The sequence below is a fragment of the Pseudomonas sp. MD330_10 genome (genome assembly GCF_042610415.1).
GTDB classification, from domain to species: Bacteria; Pseudomonadota; Gammaproteobacteria; order Pseudomonadales; family Pseudomonadaceae; genus Aquipseudomonas; species Aquipseudomonas rhodesiae.
The window spans coordinates 144,529-161,556 of record NZ_JBHGZU010000010.1 but is presented as its reverse complement, the minus strand read 5'-3'; the positions used below and the strand labels follow the sequence as shown (position 1 = coordinate 161,556).

General features: G+C 62.4%; 15 protein-coding genes. 11 read left to right on the top strand and 4 right to left on the bottom strand.

The genetic code is table 11. The features are described from left to right. Positions 1 to 166 precede the first annotated feature (166 nt). The 11 genes from ACFZPT_RS17470 to ACFZPT_RS17420 all read left to right on the top strand — a co-directional run bounded on the left by ACFZPT_RS17470 (position 167) and on the right by ACFZPT_RS17420 (position 14,798). Positions 167 to 1,777, top strand: coding sequence for a dermonecrotic toxin domain-containing protein (locus ACFZPT_RS17470; protein WP_034098220.1), 1,611 nt, complete (start codon positions 167 to 169; stop codon positions 1,775 to 1,777). A gap of 91 nt (positions 1,778 to 1,868) precedes the next feature. Beyond that, entirely contained in the window at positions 1,869 to 2,219 is a 351-nt protein-coding gene (locus ACFZPT_RS17465) for a hypothetical protein (RefSeq protein ID WP_034098222.1), read from the top strand. A 173-nt stretch (positions 2,220 to 2,392) separates the two neighbouring features. Then, a complete protein-coding gene (locus ACFZPT_RS17460) occupies positions 2,393 to 3,352 on the top strand; it encodes a MoxR family ATPase (protein WP_034098224.1) in 960 nt (319 codons plus the stop codon). A 5-nt stretch (positions 3,353 to 3,357) separates the two neighbouring features. After that, positions 3,358 to 4,290 (top strand): DUF58 domain-containing protein, encoded by a 933-nt coding sequence (locus tag ACFZPT_RS17455; protein ID WP_034113900.1) that lies wholly within the window; start codon positions 3,358 to 3,360, stop codon positions 4,288 to 4,290. Beyond that, positions 4,287 to 4,781: a DUF4381 domain-containing protein gene (locus tag ACFZPT_RS17450; RefSeq protein ID WP_034098227.1), complete on the top strand. Its 495-nt coding sequence runs from the start codon at positions 4,287 to 4,289 to the stop codon at positions 4,779 to 4,781. Before ACFZPT_RS17455 ends, ACFZPT_RS17450 begins: the two co-directional genes overlap by 4 nt. After that, positions 4,774 to 5,862 (top strand): VWA domain-containing protein, encoded by a 1,089-nt coding sequence (locus ACFZPT_RS17445; protein ID WP_034098229.1) that lies wholly within the window; start codon positions 4,774 to 4,776, stop codon positions 5,860 to 5,862. Before ACFZPT_RS17450 ends, ACFZPT_RS17445 begins: the two co-directional genes overlap by 8 nt. After that, entirely contained in the window at positions 5,859 to 7,607 is a 1,749-nt protein-coding gene (locus ACFZPT_RS17440) for a tetratricopeptide repeat protein (RefSeq protein ID WP_034113901.1), read from the top strand. The genes ACFZPT_RS17445 and ACFZPT_RS17440 overlap by 4 nt, the downstream gene beginning before the upstream one ends. After that, positions 7,604 to 9,241: a BatD family protein gene (locus ACFZPT_RS17435; protein WP_034113902.1), complete on the top strand. Its 1,638-nt coding sequence runs from the start codon at positions 7,604 to 7,606 to the stop codon at positions 9,239 to 9,241. The genes ACFZPT_RS17440 and ACFZPT_RS17435 overlap by 4 nt, the downstream gene beginning before the upstream one ends. A 90-nt stretch (positions 9,242 to 9,331) precedes the next feature. After that, positions 9,332 to 10,573, top strand: a complete 1,242-nt coding sequence (locus ACFZPT_RS17430; RefSeq protein ID WP_047882359.1) for an exonuclease SbcCD subunit D C-terminal domain-containing protein — start codon at positions 9,332 to 9,334, stop codon at positions 10,571 to 10,573. Continuing rightward, positions 10,570 to 14,208: an AAA family ATPase gene (locus ACFZPT_RS17425; RefSeq protein ID WP_034113905.1), complete on the top strand. Its 3,639-nt coding sequence runs from the start codon at positions 10,570 to 10,572 to the stop codon at positions 14,206 to 14,208. The genes ACFZPT_RS17430 and ACFZPT_RS17425 overlap by 4 nt, the downstream gene beginning before the upstream one ends. Next, on the top strand, positions 14,205 to 14,798 hold the full coding sequence (locus ACFZPT_RS17420; RefSeq protein ID WP_034098238.1) for a glutathione S-transferase: 594 nt from the start codon (positions 14,205 to 14,207) through the stop codon (positions 14,796 to 14,798). The genes ACFZPT_RS17425 and ACFZPT_RS17420 overlap by 4 nt, the downstream gene beginning before the upstream one ends. Positions 14,799 to 14,812: 14 nt before the next feature. On the opposite strand, the gene ACFZPT_RS17415 is transcribed toward ACFZPT_RS17420, so the two are convergent. From ACFZPT_RS17415 to ACFZPT_RS17400, 4 genes are all read right to left on the bottom strand, one after another. Next, positions 14,813 to 14,938, bottom strand: coding sequence for a hypothetical protein (locus ACFZPT_RS17415; RefSeq protein WP_256203866.1), 126 nt, complete (start codon positions 14,936 to 14,938; stop codon positions 14,813 to 14,815). 160 nt (positions 14,939 to 15,098) lie between these two features. Next, entirely contained in the window at positions 15,099 to 15,278 is a 180-nt protein-coding gene (locus ACFZPT_RS17410; protein WP_034098240.1) for a hypothetical protein, read from the bottom strand. Positions 15,279 to 15,434: 156 nt separating this feature from the next. Continuing rightward, complete coding sequence (locus ACFZPT_RS17405; protein ID WP_034113907.1) at positions 15,435 to 16,610, bottom strand: lactonase family protein; 1,176 nt, start codon at positions 16,608 to 16,610, stop codon at positions 15,435 to 15,437. Then, positions 16,597 to 16,887 (bottom strand): DUF5629 family protein, encoded by a 291-nt coding sequence (locus ACFZPT_RS17400; protein ID WP_034098244.1) that lies wholly within the window; start codon positions 16,885 to 16,887, stop codon positions 16,597 to 16,599. Before ACFZPT_RS17400 ends, ACFZPT_RS17405 begins: the two co-directional genes overlap by 14 nt. Positions 16,888 to 17,028: the final 141 nt, after the last annotated feature.

Below are 17,028 nucleotides of genomic sequence, written 5' to 3'. Positions count from 1 at the left end.
GCGGCTGAACGCGGGGCTGCTGTGCATAAAAGGGTCCAAAGGCCGGAAGGTAAAATTTCATACGCTCACACAATCTAAATCTTAGTTCCCTATAGGAACCGTATTGCAAAGTTCTGTCACTTAGTTCGAGCCCAATTTCATTCTATGACTACTCCATGAGGCTCAAATGAACGTGCATCCACTCTCTAACCCCACTCTTGGCGCCGCAGCCGCTGCCCCTTCCGCAATGCCTTCTACACGCTCAAGTACGAACGATGCAGCCCCTGCAGTGCGGCAGGAGTTCCCGGCGGCCTACTTCAAAGCGCCAGTGTCGGTCAATAAGGCCGTGGAACAACTTCGCACCGACTACACGCCCCCAAAAACACCTGATCAAGTCACCTCACTTGAGGTCAGGCGCCAATTAAAGGAAAGGTTCGGAAAAGATATTGACCCCGATAAAACCTACTTGGTGAGTATTCACTATGACCATCGCACCAACACGCCACCTTATAGCGGGGTCATTGTGCAAAAAATTTCACTGACCCAGGCGGCGAGGCTCAACCAGCAGGACGAACCGAGTTATAACGGCGCAATACGTTCAAAAGAAGACGGCCCTTTTGAAATAAGAGAAAGTTCAAGGCATACAGAAGAACCGGATGCCCTTGGCATGTTCCCGCGCCCCAACGAAAGCGGGTTCACCAGCCATTTCCAAGGTATTTACACAGAGCCTCAGCCAGGCTCGGAAAATATCTATGACGCCAGTAACAGAGTCGATATCTCAGCAGCCGACTTCAAACAGATGGTCTGGGACAACAGCTATAAAACCCCCTATGACCAATACTTGGAAAATTACTGGAACAACAACACCCGCCATACCTACAGCCAGGCATCGCGAGGCGCCTTTTTGAAGGCGTCGCACACACAACACCATGATCAGTCCCTTACTGAAAACGATCGAAAAATTGCCATGGGTGTCGCCGGCCTACCCGCCGACAAAAGTTACTCATCCCTGACGTCCAATGACCTGGAACAACCCTATAAGGCCGACCCAAACCTGGAAACGAAGTTCCTCACCTTCAAAGGTTATAAAATGCGCGCCTTTTACACTCAGGATAAGTCCACAGGCAGGGTCCTGTTGTACCTTCCCGATCAAGCGTCCATGTTGAAGGGTTTTGACTCGAAGACAGAAATGAATAAGTGGCTGGCCGAGCAATTGAAAGACCCGGAGAAATTCGAGAACTTCAAACTTTATTTCCGCCCGCAGGATCTCCCCAACGAGTTCATATCCAAAGGTGTCGATGCTCATATAGAACAAACTCGCGAGTGGCTTAAACAAGATGGCCTGCCAGTCTCCAAACAGGAAGAGTTAGGTTACTTTAACGAGGGTGGCCTGTTCGATGGCGAAACAGTCCAAGGCAACCCGTTCGAGGAACTCCAGCAGCGCACCGAGCAAGATCTGAAAAGCGCTACTGATTTTCAATTTGTACTCAATCGCGACTACAAGGCCAACACGGCGATCAAATACCTGAGTTGGGCGAAATATGGACTGCTCCTTCTGGCTCCGCTTGGACTCGCTTATCCGCCACTGGGGATAGCACTGACAGCGGCAAGCGTCGGGTTGGGTGGCGCAGAACTCGGCTTCGGCATAGACAGCCATGTCAATAAACGCCCGAATGCGGACAAGCGCATCATAAAGGGTGCCTTGAACACCATCTCCCCTATCGCCAGCAGCGGTATGGGGAATGCGTTCAAACCCATAAGCAGCGCGCTCAAGCTCTTGGCTATGAAACCCGGATGAGGGTTTGATACAAATGCCGGCACAAAGCCTGAGGTAATGGCAGAATTAAAGCCTGGCGGCCTCGAAGCCGCCTTTCAAACAGGACTTCTACATGCAACTGACCACCACCCACCTACTCGCCACCCCGTGCGATGACGAAGAAGACAACATGGCCATGCTGTGCTGCCACGGCAATAACGGCGAAATGTTCATGCTTAGCCGTTATCCGGACGAAGACGAGGTGGAGCTCACCTGGGATTACGAGCCGTCGACGCTGGATGGACTGAAGGTCACCCTGAGTGATACGACGTTGCGCATCGAGCTGGCTGCCGGCGATGCCGACGCACTGGGGGGCAAGGATCACTTGGAGATCACCCACGCCACCGCCGCCTCCGACCTGGCCGAGGTGGAGCAAACCTTGCAGAACATCCTCAAAGGCACCGGCACCTACACCCGGACTTAATGGTGGGAGTGTTCACAACAGGAAGTGCACCTTCGCACAAAATTCCTACAAGTTTTGCCAAAAATACCCGTTACGCCGTTAGTCGCCACGCCCCTCGATGCATTAAAGTAGTGCCCCCCAGCCCGGTGTTTGTTTCTTAGCACGCGGGCTCATCTTTCCAGGAACCGTCATCGATGGAACATCGTGAAGCGCTGCTCGCGCTGCGAACCTTTCTTTCTACGCAGATTCTCGGCCAGGAAAAGCTCATCGAGCGCCTGCTCATCGCCCTGCTCGCCGACGGTCATATGCTGGTTGAAGGCGCGCCGGGCCTGGCCAAGACCAAGGCCATCAAAGAGTTGGCCGAAGGCATCGAAGCGCAGTTCCATCGTATTCAGTTCACCCCCGACCTGTTGCCCGCCGACATCACCGGCACCGAAATCTATCGCCCGGAAACCGGCAGTTTTGTGTTCCAGCAAGGGCCGATCTTCCACAACCTGGTGCTGGCGGACGAGATCAACCGCGCGCCGGCCAAGGTGCAATCGGCGCTGCTTGAAGCCATGGCCGAGCGCCAGGTCAGCGTAGGCCGGAGCACCTACGACCTGTCGCCGTTGTTCCTGGTGATGGCCACGCAGAACCCCATCGAGCAGGAAGGTACCTATCCACTGCCCGAAGCCCAGCTCGACCGCTTCCTGATGCACGTCAAAATCGGCTTTCCCGACGCCACCGTGGAACGGCGCATCTTGCAGCAGGCCCGTGGCGAAGCGCTCAACGGCGAAACCAAGCCCGAGCGGCGCGTCAGCCAGCAGGCGATCTTTGCCGCGCGCAAGGAAATCCTCGGCCTGTACATGGCCGACGCGGTGGAGGAATACCTGGTGCAGTTGGTCATGGCCACGCGTACCCCGGCCAAGTTCGACCCGGAAATGGCCGAGTGGATCGCCTATGGCGCCAGCCCGCGCGGTTCTATCGCCCTGGATCGCTGCGCACGCGCCCATGCCTGGCTGGCCGGGCGCGACTTTGTCAGCCCCGAAGACATCCAGGCGGTGCTGTTCGACGTGCTGCGCCACCGCATCATCCTGTCGTTCGAGGCCGAAGCCGCCGGGATCGATCAGGACCGCGTGGTGCAACGCATTCTCGACGTCGTTGCCGTCGCTTGAAATCGATGAATGCCAGCGATGGAATCCGCGTCACGCTCAGCGAGCTGATTGAGATGCGCCACCGCGTGCGCGAGGTGCAGCTGTTTTCCACGCCCAGCCAACGCAGCCCGTTGATCGGCCTGCACCATTCCAAGCTGCGCGGACGCGGCGTGGACTTCGACCAAGTGCGCGTGTACCAGGCCGGCGACGACGTGCGTACCATCGACTGGCGCGTCACGGCGCGCACGCAGGAACCGCACACCAAGCTGTTCCACGAAGAGCGCGAACGCCCGATTTTCATCATGGTGGAGCAAAGCTGCCGGCTGTTTTTCGGCTCCGGCCAGATGTTCAAATCGGTCCTCGCCGCCCAGGCCGCCAGCCTGATCGGTTGGGCGGCGCTGGGGCATAACGACCGGGTCGGCGGGCTGGTGTTCGGCGACAACGAGCACTACGAAATCAAGCCGCGCCGCAGCAAGCAAAGCCTGCTGCAATTGCTCAACCGCCTGGTGCGGGTCAACCAGAGCTTAAACACCGACACCCGCCCCGAGGCCGACGCCCTGGGCATGGCCCTGCGCCGTGGCCGTGAAGTCCTGCGCCCGGGCAGCCTGGTGATCCTGATCTGTGACGAACGCGCGCTGAGCGAAGGCGCCGAGCAGCAATTGAGCCTGCTGTCGCGCCATTGCGACCTGCTGCTGTTGCCGATCTCCGATCCCCTTGACCATGCGCTGCCTGCCGCCGGGCTGCTGCGCTTCGCCGAGCGGGGCGCGCAACTGGAACTGGACACCCTCAATTACGACCTGCGTCAAGCCTACAAGGCCCAGGCCGAAGCCCGCAGTGCGCGCTGGGAATTACTCGCGCAGAAACTGCGGGTACTGCTGATGCCGTTGAGCACCCAGAGCGAAATGGTCGAGCAGTTGCGCGAATACCTCAACCCACAACGCCCGGTTAAAAAGCAATGAGCAGCCTTGAGCAACTGCAACCGCTGATCGCCCCGCCGGCCATAGGTTTTTGGCCGCCCGCACCGGGTTGGTGGCTGCTGTTGTTGCTGATTCCGCTGCTTGGCTGGGGCGCGTGGTCGCTGCGCCGCTTTCTGCCAACGCGCCGCCCGGTGGTGCGTGCCGAACAACCGCTGGACCCTTTACGCATCGCCGCCCTCGCCGAATTAGCGCTGATGCCCAAACCCTACGACGGCGCGCCCGCCGGGGCTTGGCTGCAACAACTTAATGGCCTGCTCAAGCGCCTGTGCCGCAACGACTACCCCTACAGCCAGAGCCACACCCTCAACGGCCGCAAATGGCTGGCGTTCCTCGACAACCGCTGCCCCGCCGCCGGCCTGACGCGCTGGATGGTATTGGTGGAAGGCGCCTACAAACCCGAATGCAAACTCGACGACAAGGCCATCGCCGGTCTGACCCAAGCCGTCGACACCTGGATTCGCAAACATGTTTGAGTTCGCCTGGCCGTGGATCTTCCTCCTGCTGCCGCTGCCCTGGCTGATGCGCCAAGTCTTGCCCGCCGCCGACAGCGGCGAACCGGCGCTGAAAGTCAGCTACCTCAGCGACCTCGAAAGCCTGGCCCGCCGGCGCGCGCGCTCCAACCTGCCGGGCTGGCGCCAACAGGCACCGTTCGTAGTGTTGTGGCTGTTACTGTTGACCGCCGCCGCGCGCCCCGAATGGCTCGGCGAACCGCTGCCGATCGCCGCCAGTGGGCGCGACCTGTTGGTGGCAGTGGATGTGTCGGGCTCCATGGATTTCCCCGATATGCACTGGCAGGACGAAGACATCAGCCGCCTGAACCTCGTCCAGCACCTGCTCGGCGACTTTCTGGAGAGCCGCGAAGGCGACCGCGTGGGCCTGATCCTGTTCGGCAGCCAGGCATATTTACAGGCGCCACTGACCTTCGACCGCCGCACCGTGCGCGCCTGGCTGGATGAAGCGCGCATCGGCATTGCCGGCAAGAACACCGCCATCGGCGATGCCATCGGCCTGGCCTTGAAACGTCTGCGCCAGCGCCCGGCCCAGAGTCGCGTGTTGATCCTGGTCACCGACGGCGCCAACAACGCCGGGCAGATCGACCCGCTGACCGCGGCGCGCCTGGCCGCCGAAGAAGGCGTGAAGATCTACCCTATCGGCATCGGCGCCGACCCCGAACAAACCGGGTCGCTGGGCATCCTTGGGGTCAACCCGAGCCTGGACCTCGACGAACCGGCGCTCAAAGCGATTGCCGAGGCCACTGGCGGTCAGTACTTCCGGGCCCGCGATGGCGCAGAGCTGCTAGCCATCAAAGAGACCCTGGACACCCTCGAACCGGTCGAGCAGCAACCGACCCAGGCCCGCCCGGCACTGGCGCTGTACAGCGCGCCGTTGGCACTGGCGCTGATTTTGAGCCTGTTGCTGGTGATCCAGGAGCGCTGGCCGGATAACGCGTTGCAACGCGGGTTCGACAAGTTGGCGAGCAAGGGCATGTTCCTGCAACCCAAGCCGCAATGGCGCCAACGCCTTAAACGCCTGCGTTTGCGGAGGCGTCGATGATCGACCTATGGCCGCACTGGTTCCGCCCCTGGTGGCTATTGCTGCTGCCGCTGCTCGGCTGGTTGCTGTGGCAACTGTGGCATCGGCAAAAACGCGCCGGGCGCTGGCAGATGATCCTGCCGCCGGCCTTCCATGGGGTGCTGCTCAGCGGCGGCAACGGGCGCGAAAGCAAATCGCCGTGGGTGGTGCTCGGTATCGCCTGGCTGCTGGCGCTATTGGCTTTGCTCGGCCCCAGTTGGCAACGGGTGGAGCAGTCCAGCCAGAAACCATCCGACCCCTTGGTGGTGCTGCTGGAATTGACCCCGGAAATGCTTGCCACCGACAGCCCGCCGAACCGCCTGGAGCAGGCGCGCCGCAAGCTGTATGACTTGTTGCAGGCCCGCAGCGACGCGCAGACCGCCATCGTGGTGTACGCCGGCAGTGCCCACACCCTGGTGCCGCTGTCGGACGACCTGGCCACCAGCGGCAACCTGCTGGAAGCCTTGCGCCCCTCGATCATGCCCGAGCCCGGCCATCGTGCCGACCTGGCCGTGGAAAAAGCCCTGGGCTTGCTGAACCAGGCCGGCCTGGGCCAAGGACGGCTGTTGCTGATCGGCTCGTCGCTGTCCAAGCAGGAACGCCAAGGCATCCGTCTGCTGCTGCAAAGTGCCCAGGCGCCGAGCCTGTCGATCCTTGGCATCGGCAGCCGCGAGGGCACCCCGGTGACCCAAGAGAACGGCGAGTTCCTCAAGGATGAACAAGGCGCGATCCTGGTGCCGCGCCTGGACAGCCCGACCCTCAAGGCGTTCGCCAGTGAAATGGGCGGCCGTTACCGCGCCGCGCGGCTGGATGATAAAGACCTGCGCCAACTCGGCATGCTGGATGCGCCGCAGACCTTGCGCGACGACGGGCAACGCCTGCGCCTGGATACCTGGGCCGACCAGGGTTACTGGCTGCTGCTGCCATTGCTGCTACTGGCGGCCTGCGCCGGTCGCCGCGGCTGGCTGTTCTGCCTGCCTTTATTACTGCTGAGCGCACCGCAACCCAGTTACGCGTTTGAGTTGACGGATCTGTGGCTGCGCCCCGACCAGCAAGGCCAATACCTGCTCAAGAAACAACGCCCGGCCCAGGCCGCCGAGCGCTTCGAAGACCCGCAGTGGCAGGGCGTGGCGCTTTACCAAGCCGGCAACTACGCCGAGGCGGCCAAGCGCTTTGCCCAGAGCAATGACGCCTATGCTCACTACAATCGTGGTAATGCCCTGGCCAAGGCCGGCGAGCTGGAGGCGGCGCTGGACGCCTACGACCAGGCGCTGGAAGCCCAACCCGATCTGCATCCAGCGTTGAAAAACAAAGCCCTGGTGGAGGCCTTGATACAGGAACAGGCCCAGGCGCAGGCCGAGCAAAAGCCCGAGTCACCAGCGGAAAATCCAGATGACGAACCCCATCAACCGGGCCAGACTGCGCAACCGGGCGCCGACGGGCAAACCGGCACCGGCGGCGAAGCATCCCCTCAGGGCCAGGGCGAAGCCGGCAGCGGCGATCCCCAGGCCAGCGCCAAACCGCCTAGCGGCGGCAATGAAGTCCCGGGCAGCGAGTTGGGCGACGAACAAACCACGACCCCACCGCCGCGCCGCACCGATGCCAGTTTGGATGAACAGCGCCAGGCCCTGGAACAATGGCTGCGGCAGATCCCGGATAACCCCGGCGAACTGCTGCGGCGTAAATTCTGGTACGAACAGCAACAACATCAGGACAAGACTCGATGAGCCGCCCCACCCTTCTGCTTCTGCTCGCGTTGTCGGCCAGCACCGCCCAGGCGGCGAACCTGGTCGCCAGCGTTGACCGCAGCCGCCTCAATTCCGGGGAAACGGTGGAACTGACGGTGGAATCCAGCGATGTCACACAGTTCGGCAAGCCCGACCTGTCGCCCCTGGATGCGCAGTTTGAAGTCAGCGGCACGCGGCAGATCAACCAGCTCACCACCCTGGGCGGCGACAACCACGCCACCACGCGCTGGATCATCACCTTGCTGCCCAAGGAAAACGGCACCGTGGTGATCCCACCGCTTCAAGTGGGCGAGCTTCAGACCCAGCCGATTACCCTGCAAGTGATCGAAACCGCCAGCCAGAACACCAGCGCGGAACTGGCGCCGGTATTCGTCGAAGCCAACCTCGACCAGTCCAGTGTGTACGTTCAGGCCCAGGCGCTGTTGACCGTGCGCGTGTACCACTCGGTGTCGCTGTATGACGACAGCAGCCTTACACCGTTACAGATCGCCGATGCCCGCGTCGAGCAACTGGGGGAATCGCGCACCTATGAAAAAGTCATCAACAGCATCCGTCATGGCGTGATCGAAACCCGCTATGCGATCTACCCGCAGCACAGCGGCAGCCTGGAGGTCGGTGCGCAGACCTTCAGCGCCACCCTGGTTGAATCACGCCCGCCTCAGGAAAATACGCTGCAAGGCACCAAGCCGGGCAAGCTGATCCACGTCAGCTCCGCGCCTCTGCAATTGACCGTCAAGCCCAAACCGGCGCTCTACCCGGCCAATGCCCCGTGGCTGCCGGCCCGTAGCCTGACCCTGAGCGAAAGCTGGAACCCCGAGCCGCAACAGGTGCAGGTCGGCGACTCCCTGACCCGCAGCCTCACGGTCAAGGCCGAGGGCCTCTCCAGCGCACAACTGCCGGCCCTGCCCAGCACAGAAATCAGCGGCCTGCGTCGCTACCCGGATCAACCGGTGCTCGGCAACCAGACCAGCGACCGCGGCCTGATCGGCAGCCGCGAAGACCGCGAAGCCCTGGTGCCCAGCCGCGCCGGCGCACTGGAGCTGCCCGCCGTCGATGTGGTTTGGTGGAACACCCATGAGGACCACCTGGAGCGCACCAGCCTGCCGGCGCGCACCCTGCAGGTGGCCAATAACCCGAGCCTGATGGTGGACACCCCCGCCACCCCCACCATCATCACTGCTCCGGACGATAGCCGCCTGTGGCTGTGGCAACTGAGCACTTTGCTGCTGGCCTGCACCACCTTGCTGGGCTTCGGCCTGTGGTGGCGCGCCCGCCGACAACCAGCGGTGCAACGCGCGGCGCAAACCGGTCCCAGCCCGCGCACGTTGCTCGACGACCTCAAACGCGCCACCCAGGCCAACGACCCGCAGGCGACCCGCCAGGCGCTGGATGCCTGGGCGCGGCAACAACCGGAAACCCTGGCCGACATGGCCGCGCGCTTCGTACCGCTGTCGGATGCGTTGGATGGCTTGAACGGCGCGCTCTACAGCGAAAGCGGCCAGTACTGGCTGGGCGAAGACTTGTGGCGCGCGATCAAGGCCATCCCCATGGCTGAACGTGAAGCGGACCCGGCGACGGACACCACCAGTTTGCCGCCGTTGTATCCCAAATAGCCCTCCCGCAGTGGATCTGCCTGGTTTGGAGCAACGGGGTGGCAATACAGGTAAACTCCCCTCCTTTCTCTCCACCCCACGGAGTTCGCCTTGCGTCTGTTCCACACCTCCGACTGGCACCTGGGCCAAAACCTCCATGGCCAGGAACGCGACTTCGAACATGCCTGTTTCCTTGAGTGGCTGCTGCGCCAGATCGGCACTCAGCATCCCGATGCGCTGCTGATCGCTGGCGATATCTTCGATACGGTCAACCCGCCCCTCAAGGCCCAGGAGCGGCTGTATGACTTCATCATCAGCGCCCATGAACAAAACCCCGACCTGACCATTGTGATGATCGCCGGCAACCACGATTCCGGCTCGCGCATCGAGCTGCCGGCGCCGTTGATGCGGCGCTTGCGCACCCATGCCCTCGGCCGCGTGTTGTGGCTCGATGACGGGCAACTGGATGCCGAACGCCTGCTGATTCCGCTGCCGAACGCCAAAGGCAAGATTGCCGCGTGGTGCCTGGCGTTGCCGTTTCTGCGCCCGGCGGAGGTGACCGGCGCGCAGTTGGGCGACGACTACCTGCGCGGCATCGGCCAGGTGCATGAGAAGCTGATCGCCGCCGCCAATGCCAAACGCAAAAAAGGCCAGGCGCTGATCGCTATCAGCCATGCGCATATGGCCGGCGGTTCGGTGTCGGAGGACTCCGAGCGCAGCCTGATCATCGGCAATGCCGAGGCGCTGCCCGCCAGCCTGTTCGACAACAGTGTCGGCTATGTTGCCCTGGGCCATTTGCACAAGCCGCAAAAGGTCAATGGCGAAGAGCGCATTCGCTACAGCGGCTCGCCGATTCCGTTGTCGTTTTCCGAGATCGGCTACAAACACCAGATTCTCGATGTGACCTTCCAGGGCCAATGCCTGGTGGGCGTAGAACCGATCCTGATCCCTCGCTCTGTGGAGCTGCAACGCCTGGACGCAGCACCGCTGGCGGATATCCTCAAGCAACTCGCCGATCTGCCCGACATCGATCTGCTGGCCGAAACCCAGCGCCACCCCTGGCTCGAAGTGCGCGTGCGCCTCGACGAGCCGCAGCCGGACCTGCGCCAACAGATCGAAAGCGCCCTGCAAGGCAAGGCCGTGCGGCTGGTGCGCATCGCCGCCGAATACGCCGGTATCCGCAGTGGCAATGAAAGTGACGACGAGCGCCTGATCGAACTCGACCAACTGACGCCCCAGGAGTTGTTCAGCCGCGCCTGGCAGGACAGCTATGGCAGTGAAGTGGATGAACAGACCTTGAAGGACTTCGCCATGTTGCTCCAGGAAGTGCAACAGCAGGAGGAGCAGCCATGAAAATCCTCGCCATTCGCCTGAAAAACCTCGCGTCCCTGGCCGGCCCGTTCGAGATCGACTTCACCGCCGAGCCCCTGGCCAGCGCCGGGTTGTTTGCTATCACCGGGCCGACCGGCGCCGGCAAGAGCACCTTGCTAGATGCGCTGTGCCTGGCGCTGTTTGGCGCAGTGCCGCGCCTGGGCGACACTGGCCAGGCGAAGATGCCAGATGCCGACAGCGATATTTCCATCGGTGACCCGCGCACCCTGCTCCGGCGCGGTACCGGCGGCGGCTATGCCGAGGTGGATTTTGTCGGCGTCAGCGGCCGTCGCTATCGGGCGCGCTGGGAGGCCAATCGCGCCCGCGACAAGGCCAGCGGCAAGTTGCAGAACAGCCGGCAAAGCCTGATCGATCTGGACAGCGAGCAACTGCTGGCCAGCCAGAAAACCGAATACAAAACCCAGTTGGAACTGGCCCTGGGCTTGAATTTCGAACAGTTCACCCGCGCCGTGTTGCTGGCGCAGAGCGAGTTCAGCGCGTTCCTCAAGGCCAACGACAACGAGCGCAGCGAACTGCTGGAAAAACTCACTGACACGGCGCTGTACACCCAGCTCGGCCGCCGCGCCTTCGACAAGGCCAAGGAGGCCAGGGACGCGCACAAACAGTTGCAAGACCAGGCCGTGGGCGTGGTGCCGCTGAGCGCCGAAGACCGCGCCGAACTGGACCGGCAACTGGCCGAGGCTCAGCAGCAGCTCAAGGTGCAGCAAGCCCAGCTCAAGCAATTGGAAGCGCAGCACACCTGGCTCAAGGAACTGCGCGAATGGCAGGAGCGCCAGCTCGACGCCACCCAACAGCTGCAACAGGCCCAGGCCGACTGGGACAGCCTGGGCGCGCAGCGCGAAGACCTCAGTCGCTTGGAGCAACTGGCGCCCCAACGTCATCACTTCGCCCGCCAGACCGAGCTAGCCACGGAACTCACCCCGCTGGCCGCGCAGATTCAGCAGCACATCGCGCAGCAGGCCCAGTTGCTGACGCGTCAGGACCAGGCCCAACAGCAGCAAGCCAGTGCCCACGCCGCATTGGAGGCCGCGCTGCAAGCCCAGAGCGACGCCGTACCCTTGCTGCGCCAGGCCTTCGACGGGCAAAACAGCCTCGCCCATTTGACTAAAGACCTGGCCAAGCACAGCGCCGACCAGCAGCAACAGGCCGCCGCCAGCAGCGAAGGCCAAGCGCGCCTCAGCGCGTTGCAGGCCAAACAGGCCGAAGTTGCCGAGCGCCTGCAACGCCTGGCCGACGACCTTGAGCGCAGCGCCGCGCTGGCGCCCCTGGCCGATGCCTGGACCGCTTACCGCGACCGCCTGCAACACTTGATGCTGATCGGCAATCGCCTGAACAAAGGCCAGGCCGAACTGGCACAACTGGAACACCGCGCCAACACCGCCGCCGAAGCCTTTACCGGTCAGCGCGACGCCTTGGCCCTGCTGTACCAGGAAGCCGGCGCCGAGCCCCAGGCGGTGGCCGAGCAGATCCAACTGCTCGCCAGCCTGTTGCAGGACAATCGCAAGCAGCAACGCGCCGTCGAAGACCTGACGCGGCTGTGGGACAGTCAGCAGCAGCTGGATCAGCAGGCCGCCACCCTCACCCAGAAACTCGCCGACGCCCAACAGCGACGCGAACTACTGAACCAGGCCGGCCTGCAAGCCAAGGCCGATCTGAGCGTGGCCGAGCAGACGCTGACAGTGACCCAGCAGCTGCTGGAACGTCAGCGCCTGGCCCGCAGCGCCAGCGTCGAAGAGTTGCGCGCACAATTGCAGGACGGCCAGCCGTGTCCGGTGTGCGGCAGTCATGAGCACCCCTATCACCAACCCGAAGCGTTGCTGCACAGCCTTGGCCGGCATGACGAGAACGAGCAAGCCACGGCGCAACAGGCGGTGGATGCACTCAAGGAGCAACTCACCGAGCTGCGGGGCGAAGTGGGCGGTTTGATCGCCCAGCAAAAGGAGTTTCTGCACCAGCAGGAGCAGTTAGCCGCGCAACAACTGGCGCTGAAGCCAAGCCTGGACGCCCACCCGCTGAGCGCCGCGCTGTTCAATCAGGACGCCCCCCAACGCAGCCCCTGGCTGGCAACCCAGCTGGCTCAGCTCGGCCAAAGCATCAGCCAGGACGAGCAGCGCCAGAGCGCCCTGCTCAACCTGCAACAGAACGCCGGGCGCCTGCAGCAGCAACTGCAAGCGGCCCAGGACGCGAGCCAACAAGCCCGTCAGCAATGGCTCGACCAGCAGCGCGAACTGGCCAATGACCGCGAGCGCCTGGAACAGGAACTCAACGCATTCGCCAGCCTGTTGCCCGCCGACACCCTGGACGGCCTGCGCAACGATCCCGCCGCGACCTTTATGCAGCTCGATCAACAGGTCAGCCAGCGCCTGGAACAGTTAGGCCATCAACGGGATGAACGCGAAGAACAACAGGAACGTCAGCAGGTCATCGAAAAAGAACAGACCCATCAACAGCATCGTCAGGCGCAATTGGAGGCGCTGAGCCAGCAAGTGGCCGAACTGACCCGCCAGCAACAGGCCGCCGCGCAAGCCCTCGCCGAGCTGCTGGGCCCCCACACCAGCGCGGAACACTGGCAGCAGCAGCTGGAGCAAGCGGTGGCGCAGGCGCGTCAGAGCGAGAGCGACGCCAACCAGCAACTCCAAGACACCCGCACCACCTTGATCCAACTGGCCGCCGACCTTAAGGCTTGGCAGGCACGCCAACAGGCGCTGCACACCGAACAACAGGCGCTCGATGCGCGCCTGAGCCAATGGCGTGCATCGCACCCGGAACTGGACGATGCCGGTCTCACTCGCTTGCTGGCCATGGATGACACGCAGGTCAGCGCACTGCGTCAGCGCCTGCAAACCAGCGAAAAAGCCGTGGAGCAAGCCAAGGTCTTGCTGCAAGAGCGCGAACAACGCTTGGCTGAACACCAGGCCCTGCACAATGGCAACCTCGACGCCGAACAGTTGGACAACCACCTCGCCGCGCTCAGCCAGCAACTGGCCGATGCGGAGAAGCAGTGCGCCGAACTGCGCGCGCGCCAGGCCGAAGACCAACGTCGCCAACAGGCCAACAACGTGCTGGCCGAGCAGATCGCCAAGGCCTATGAAGAATGGCAACGCTGGGCCCGGCTGAATGCCCTGATCGGTTCGGCCACCGGCGACACCTTCCGCAAGATCGCCCAGGCCTACAACCTGGATCTGCTGGTGCATCACGCCAACGTGCAGCTGCGCCAGCTGGTGCGGCGCTACCGCCTCAAGCGCGGCGGCAGCATGCTCGGTCTGTTGGTGCTCGACACCGAAATGGGCGATGAACTGCGCTCGGTGCATTCGCTGTCCGGCGGCGAGACCTTTCTGGTGTCGCTGGCCCTAGCCCTGGGGCTGGCGTCGATGGCGTCCAGTACCTTGAAGATTGAGTCGTTGTTTATCGACGAAGGCTTCGGCAGCCTCGACCCCGAATCCCTGCAATTGGCCATGGACGCGCTGGACGGTTTGCAGGCCCAGGGGCGCAAAGTCGCCGTGATTTCCCACGTCCAGGAAATGCATGAACGCATCCCGGTGCAGATCCAGGTCAAGCGTCAGGGCAATGGCCTGAGCACCTTGGAGGTCAAATGAGCGAAGCGTTGCTGTACTCGTTCCGCCGCTGCCCCTACGCCATGCGCGCGCGGCTGGCGTTGCGCTACAGCGGCGTAGCGGTGCGCATTGTCGAGGTGAGCTTGAAGGCCAAGCCGCAAGAGATGCTGACACTCTCGCCCAAGGGCACGGTGCCGGTGTTGAGTGTGGACGGCCAGGTGATCGACGAAAGCCTGGCGATCATGCAGTGGGCCCTGGCCCAGCACGATCCCGACGATTGGTTGCTGGGCGGCGACCCGGCGGTGCTGGCGCTGATTGCCGAGAATGACGGCGGGTTCAAGCATTGCTTGAATCGCTACAAATACGCCGAACGCTACCCGGAATACCCGATGGAACACTATCGGGCCGAAGGCGCAGTGTTCTTGCACACTCTGGAAGGTTTGCTGGCTGAGCGCGCCTACTTACTGGCCGAGCACCTCAGCCTGGCGGACATGGCGCTGGCGCCGTTCGTGCGTCAGTTCGCCCACGTAGACCGCGATTGGTTTGCCCGTGCGCCCTACCCGCGCTTGCAGCAATGGCTGGATGAGTTCCTGCAATCGCCCTTGTTTATTGGCGTGATGGCCAAGGCGTAAGGTGTGCCAGCGCGTTAGCCCTGGGCCAAATTCAACAATCGCTCATGAGCCACTTCCGGCTCGCCTTCCAGGGGCTGCACGGAGGACAGGATCGGGGCGGAATACAGAAACAGGATTGCTGCAGCGAGTCGAAGGGCCATGCTGTCGTTTCCAGGAATGGGCGCGTCAAAAGTTGAGCGTCAAATTTAAACACATGGCAATGTGATATTACAGCGGCTTTTTTCACCCCAGGCAAAAACGCCAAACCACTCGAACGCCGATCGACGTTCCAGTGGTTTGGCGTCTGCTGCTGTGCAGGGCTCAGTGTTGAGTTTTGTGATCCAGCGCGGCATAGAAGTTGGCGCTTTGTTGCAGGTATTTCTGAGTGTAGGCACTGGTGCTGGACTTGCGACCGGCGACTTCCACGCTGGCGGCCGCCGGCAAGGCTACGGTGGCGGAAACAGCGGAAGCGGCGATGATGGAGAACAGGTTCAAATTCATGTCGGTAACCCTTGTGTACGGTTGGTTGAGTGGCCGGTGAAGGCCTTGGAACCAAACTTACGCCCGAGGGTTAAACCTTAGAAATGCTTTGAAACAGTAGCCGCTATTAATGCAATTAATACAAAAGCTCAGGCCCCGGCGTACGGGGCCTGTGGCTTATTGACGCACCAGGAATTTGAGGTCGCTGGGTGCATCGATCAGCAATTTCTGCACGGTTTTACCCAGCAGGCCGGTCTTGGGGTCGCGCTCGACCACCACGATTTCATTGCTTTTCTGGTTGGCGATCAGCAGGAACTTACCGCTCGGGTCCAGGCTGAATTCGCGCGGATGGTCACCTTCCACGCTGCGGCGTTGCAGCTCGGTGAGGTGCGCGGTGACAGGGTCCACGCCAAACACGATGATCTGGTTGGCGGTGCCGCGGTTGCTCACATACAAAAACTTGCCATCACGGGACGCATGCAGCGCCGCGCCGGCTTTGTCGGACACCGGTTGCCCGGCGGCGAAGTCGACCAGTTGGGTTTGTGTGAGTTTGCCGTCGGCGTAATCGAACACCGCGACCTGAGCGCTCATCTCGGTGGTCAGCCAGGCGTGCTTGCCATCGGCGCTGAACAGCAAATGGCGCGGACCGCTGCCCGGCGGCAATGCCACCGAGGCCGGGTCGGCCGGGGTCAGGGGCAGCTCGTGGTTGGCCTTGGGGTCGTAGCGGTAGACAAAAATCTTGTCCGCCCCCAGGTCATTGGCGAACACGTACTTCCCGTCCGGCGACGACACCACCGCGTGCACATGGTTGGAGGCCTGGCGCTGCGGGTTGACCCGACTGGCCGGGTGCCCGCTCAACTGCACCGGTGCGGATAACTTGCCAGTGGCGTCCACCGGCAGGATCGCCAGGCTGCCGCCTGGGTCTTCCAGTACGGAATAGTTGGCGACGAACAGGTGACGACCGTCTGCGGCGACGCTGGAGTGGGTCGGCTCGTTGCCCAGGCTCTGCACTTGGTTGATCAGTGTGAGCTGGTGATTTTTCGGGTCGATGGCGTAGCTGCTCACGCGCCCCACCGCGTCCTTCTGGCCGGGGCCATTTTCATTGACCACAAACAGCCGCTTCTGGTCCTTGGACACCGTCAGCCACGACGGGTTAGCGGCCTTGGCCGCCAGCACAGGTTTGCCCTGGAACTGCCCGGTGCGGCTGTCGAATTGCAGGCGGTAAATGCCCTCGCTGGAGCCGGCGGTGTAGCTGCCCACCAACAGTTCATAGGTGTCTGTCGGCGCGGCCTGCGCCGACATGGCACCGACACTGCCGGCCATCAGCAGCGGCCAGAATTTACGCATCATCATGCTCGTCTTCCTCGTCATTATTGTTGCCGGTGAAGGCGCTCATGCACACCAGGCGGTGTTCGCCCGAATCACCGGTGAGGGTCCAGCTTTGCAAGGCGTCGTCAAAGGTTGCCGCCTGCACCTGCATCAGGCTGAACGACCAGCGCTTTTCGGCGCGGCCGTCCATGCAGGTAATGCGCAGGCCTTTGTCGTCGGAAGTGAAATCAAAGGCATGCAAGCCATCGATTTCGAGCATGTCAGCGTTGTTAAGTTCAGCGGGCAGGCCGGTAGCAGTCATCGGGATCAGTCATCAGGAAGAAAGGCGCTGATGATAGGCCAATCCACCCTCGCCTGGCGCGCTTTGTGCGCTTGCGGTAACCGGTTATGCCTGGTCTGCGCGACGGCTTTGTCATGCTCGGCACCTTCTCATAACGCGATG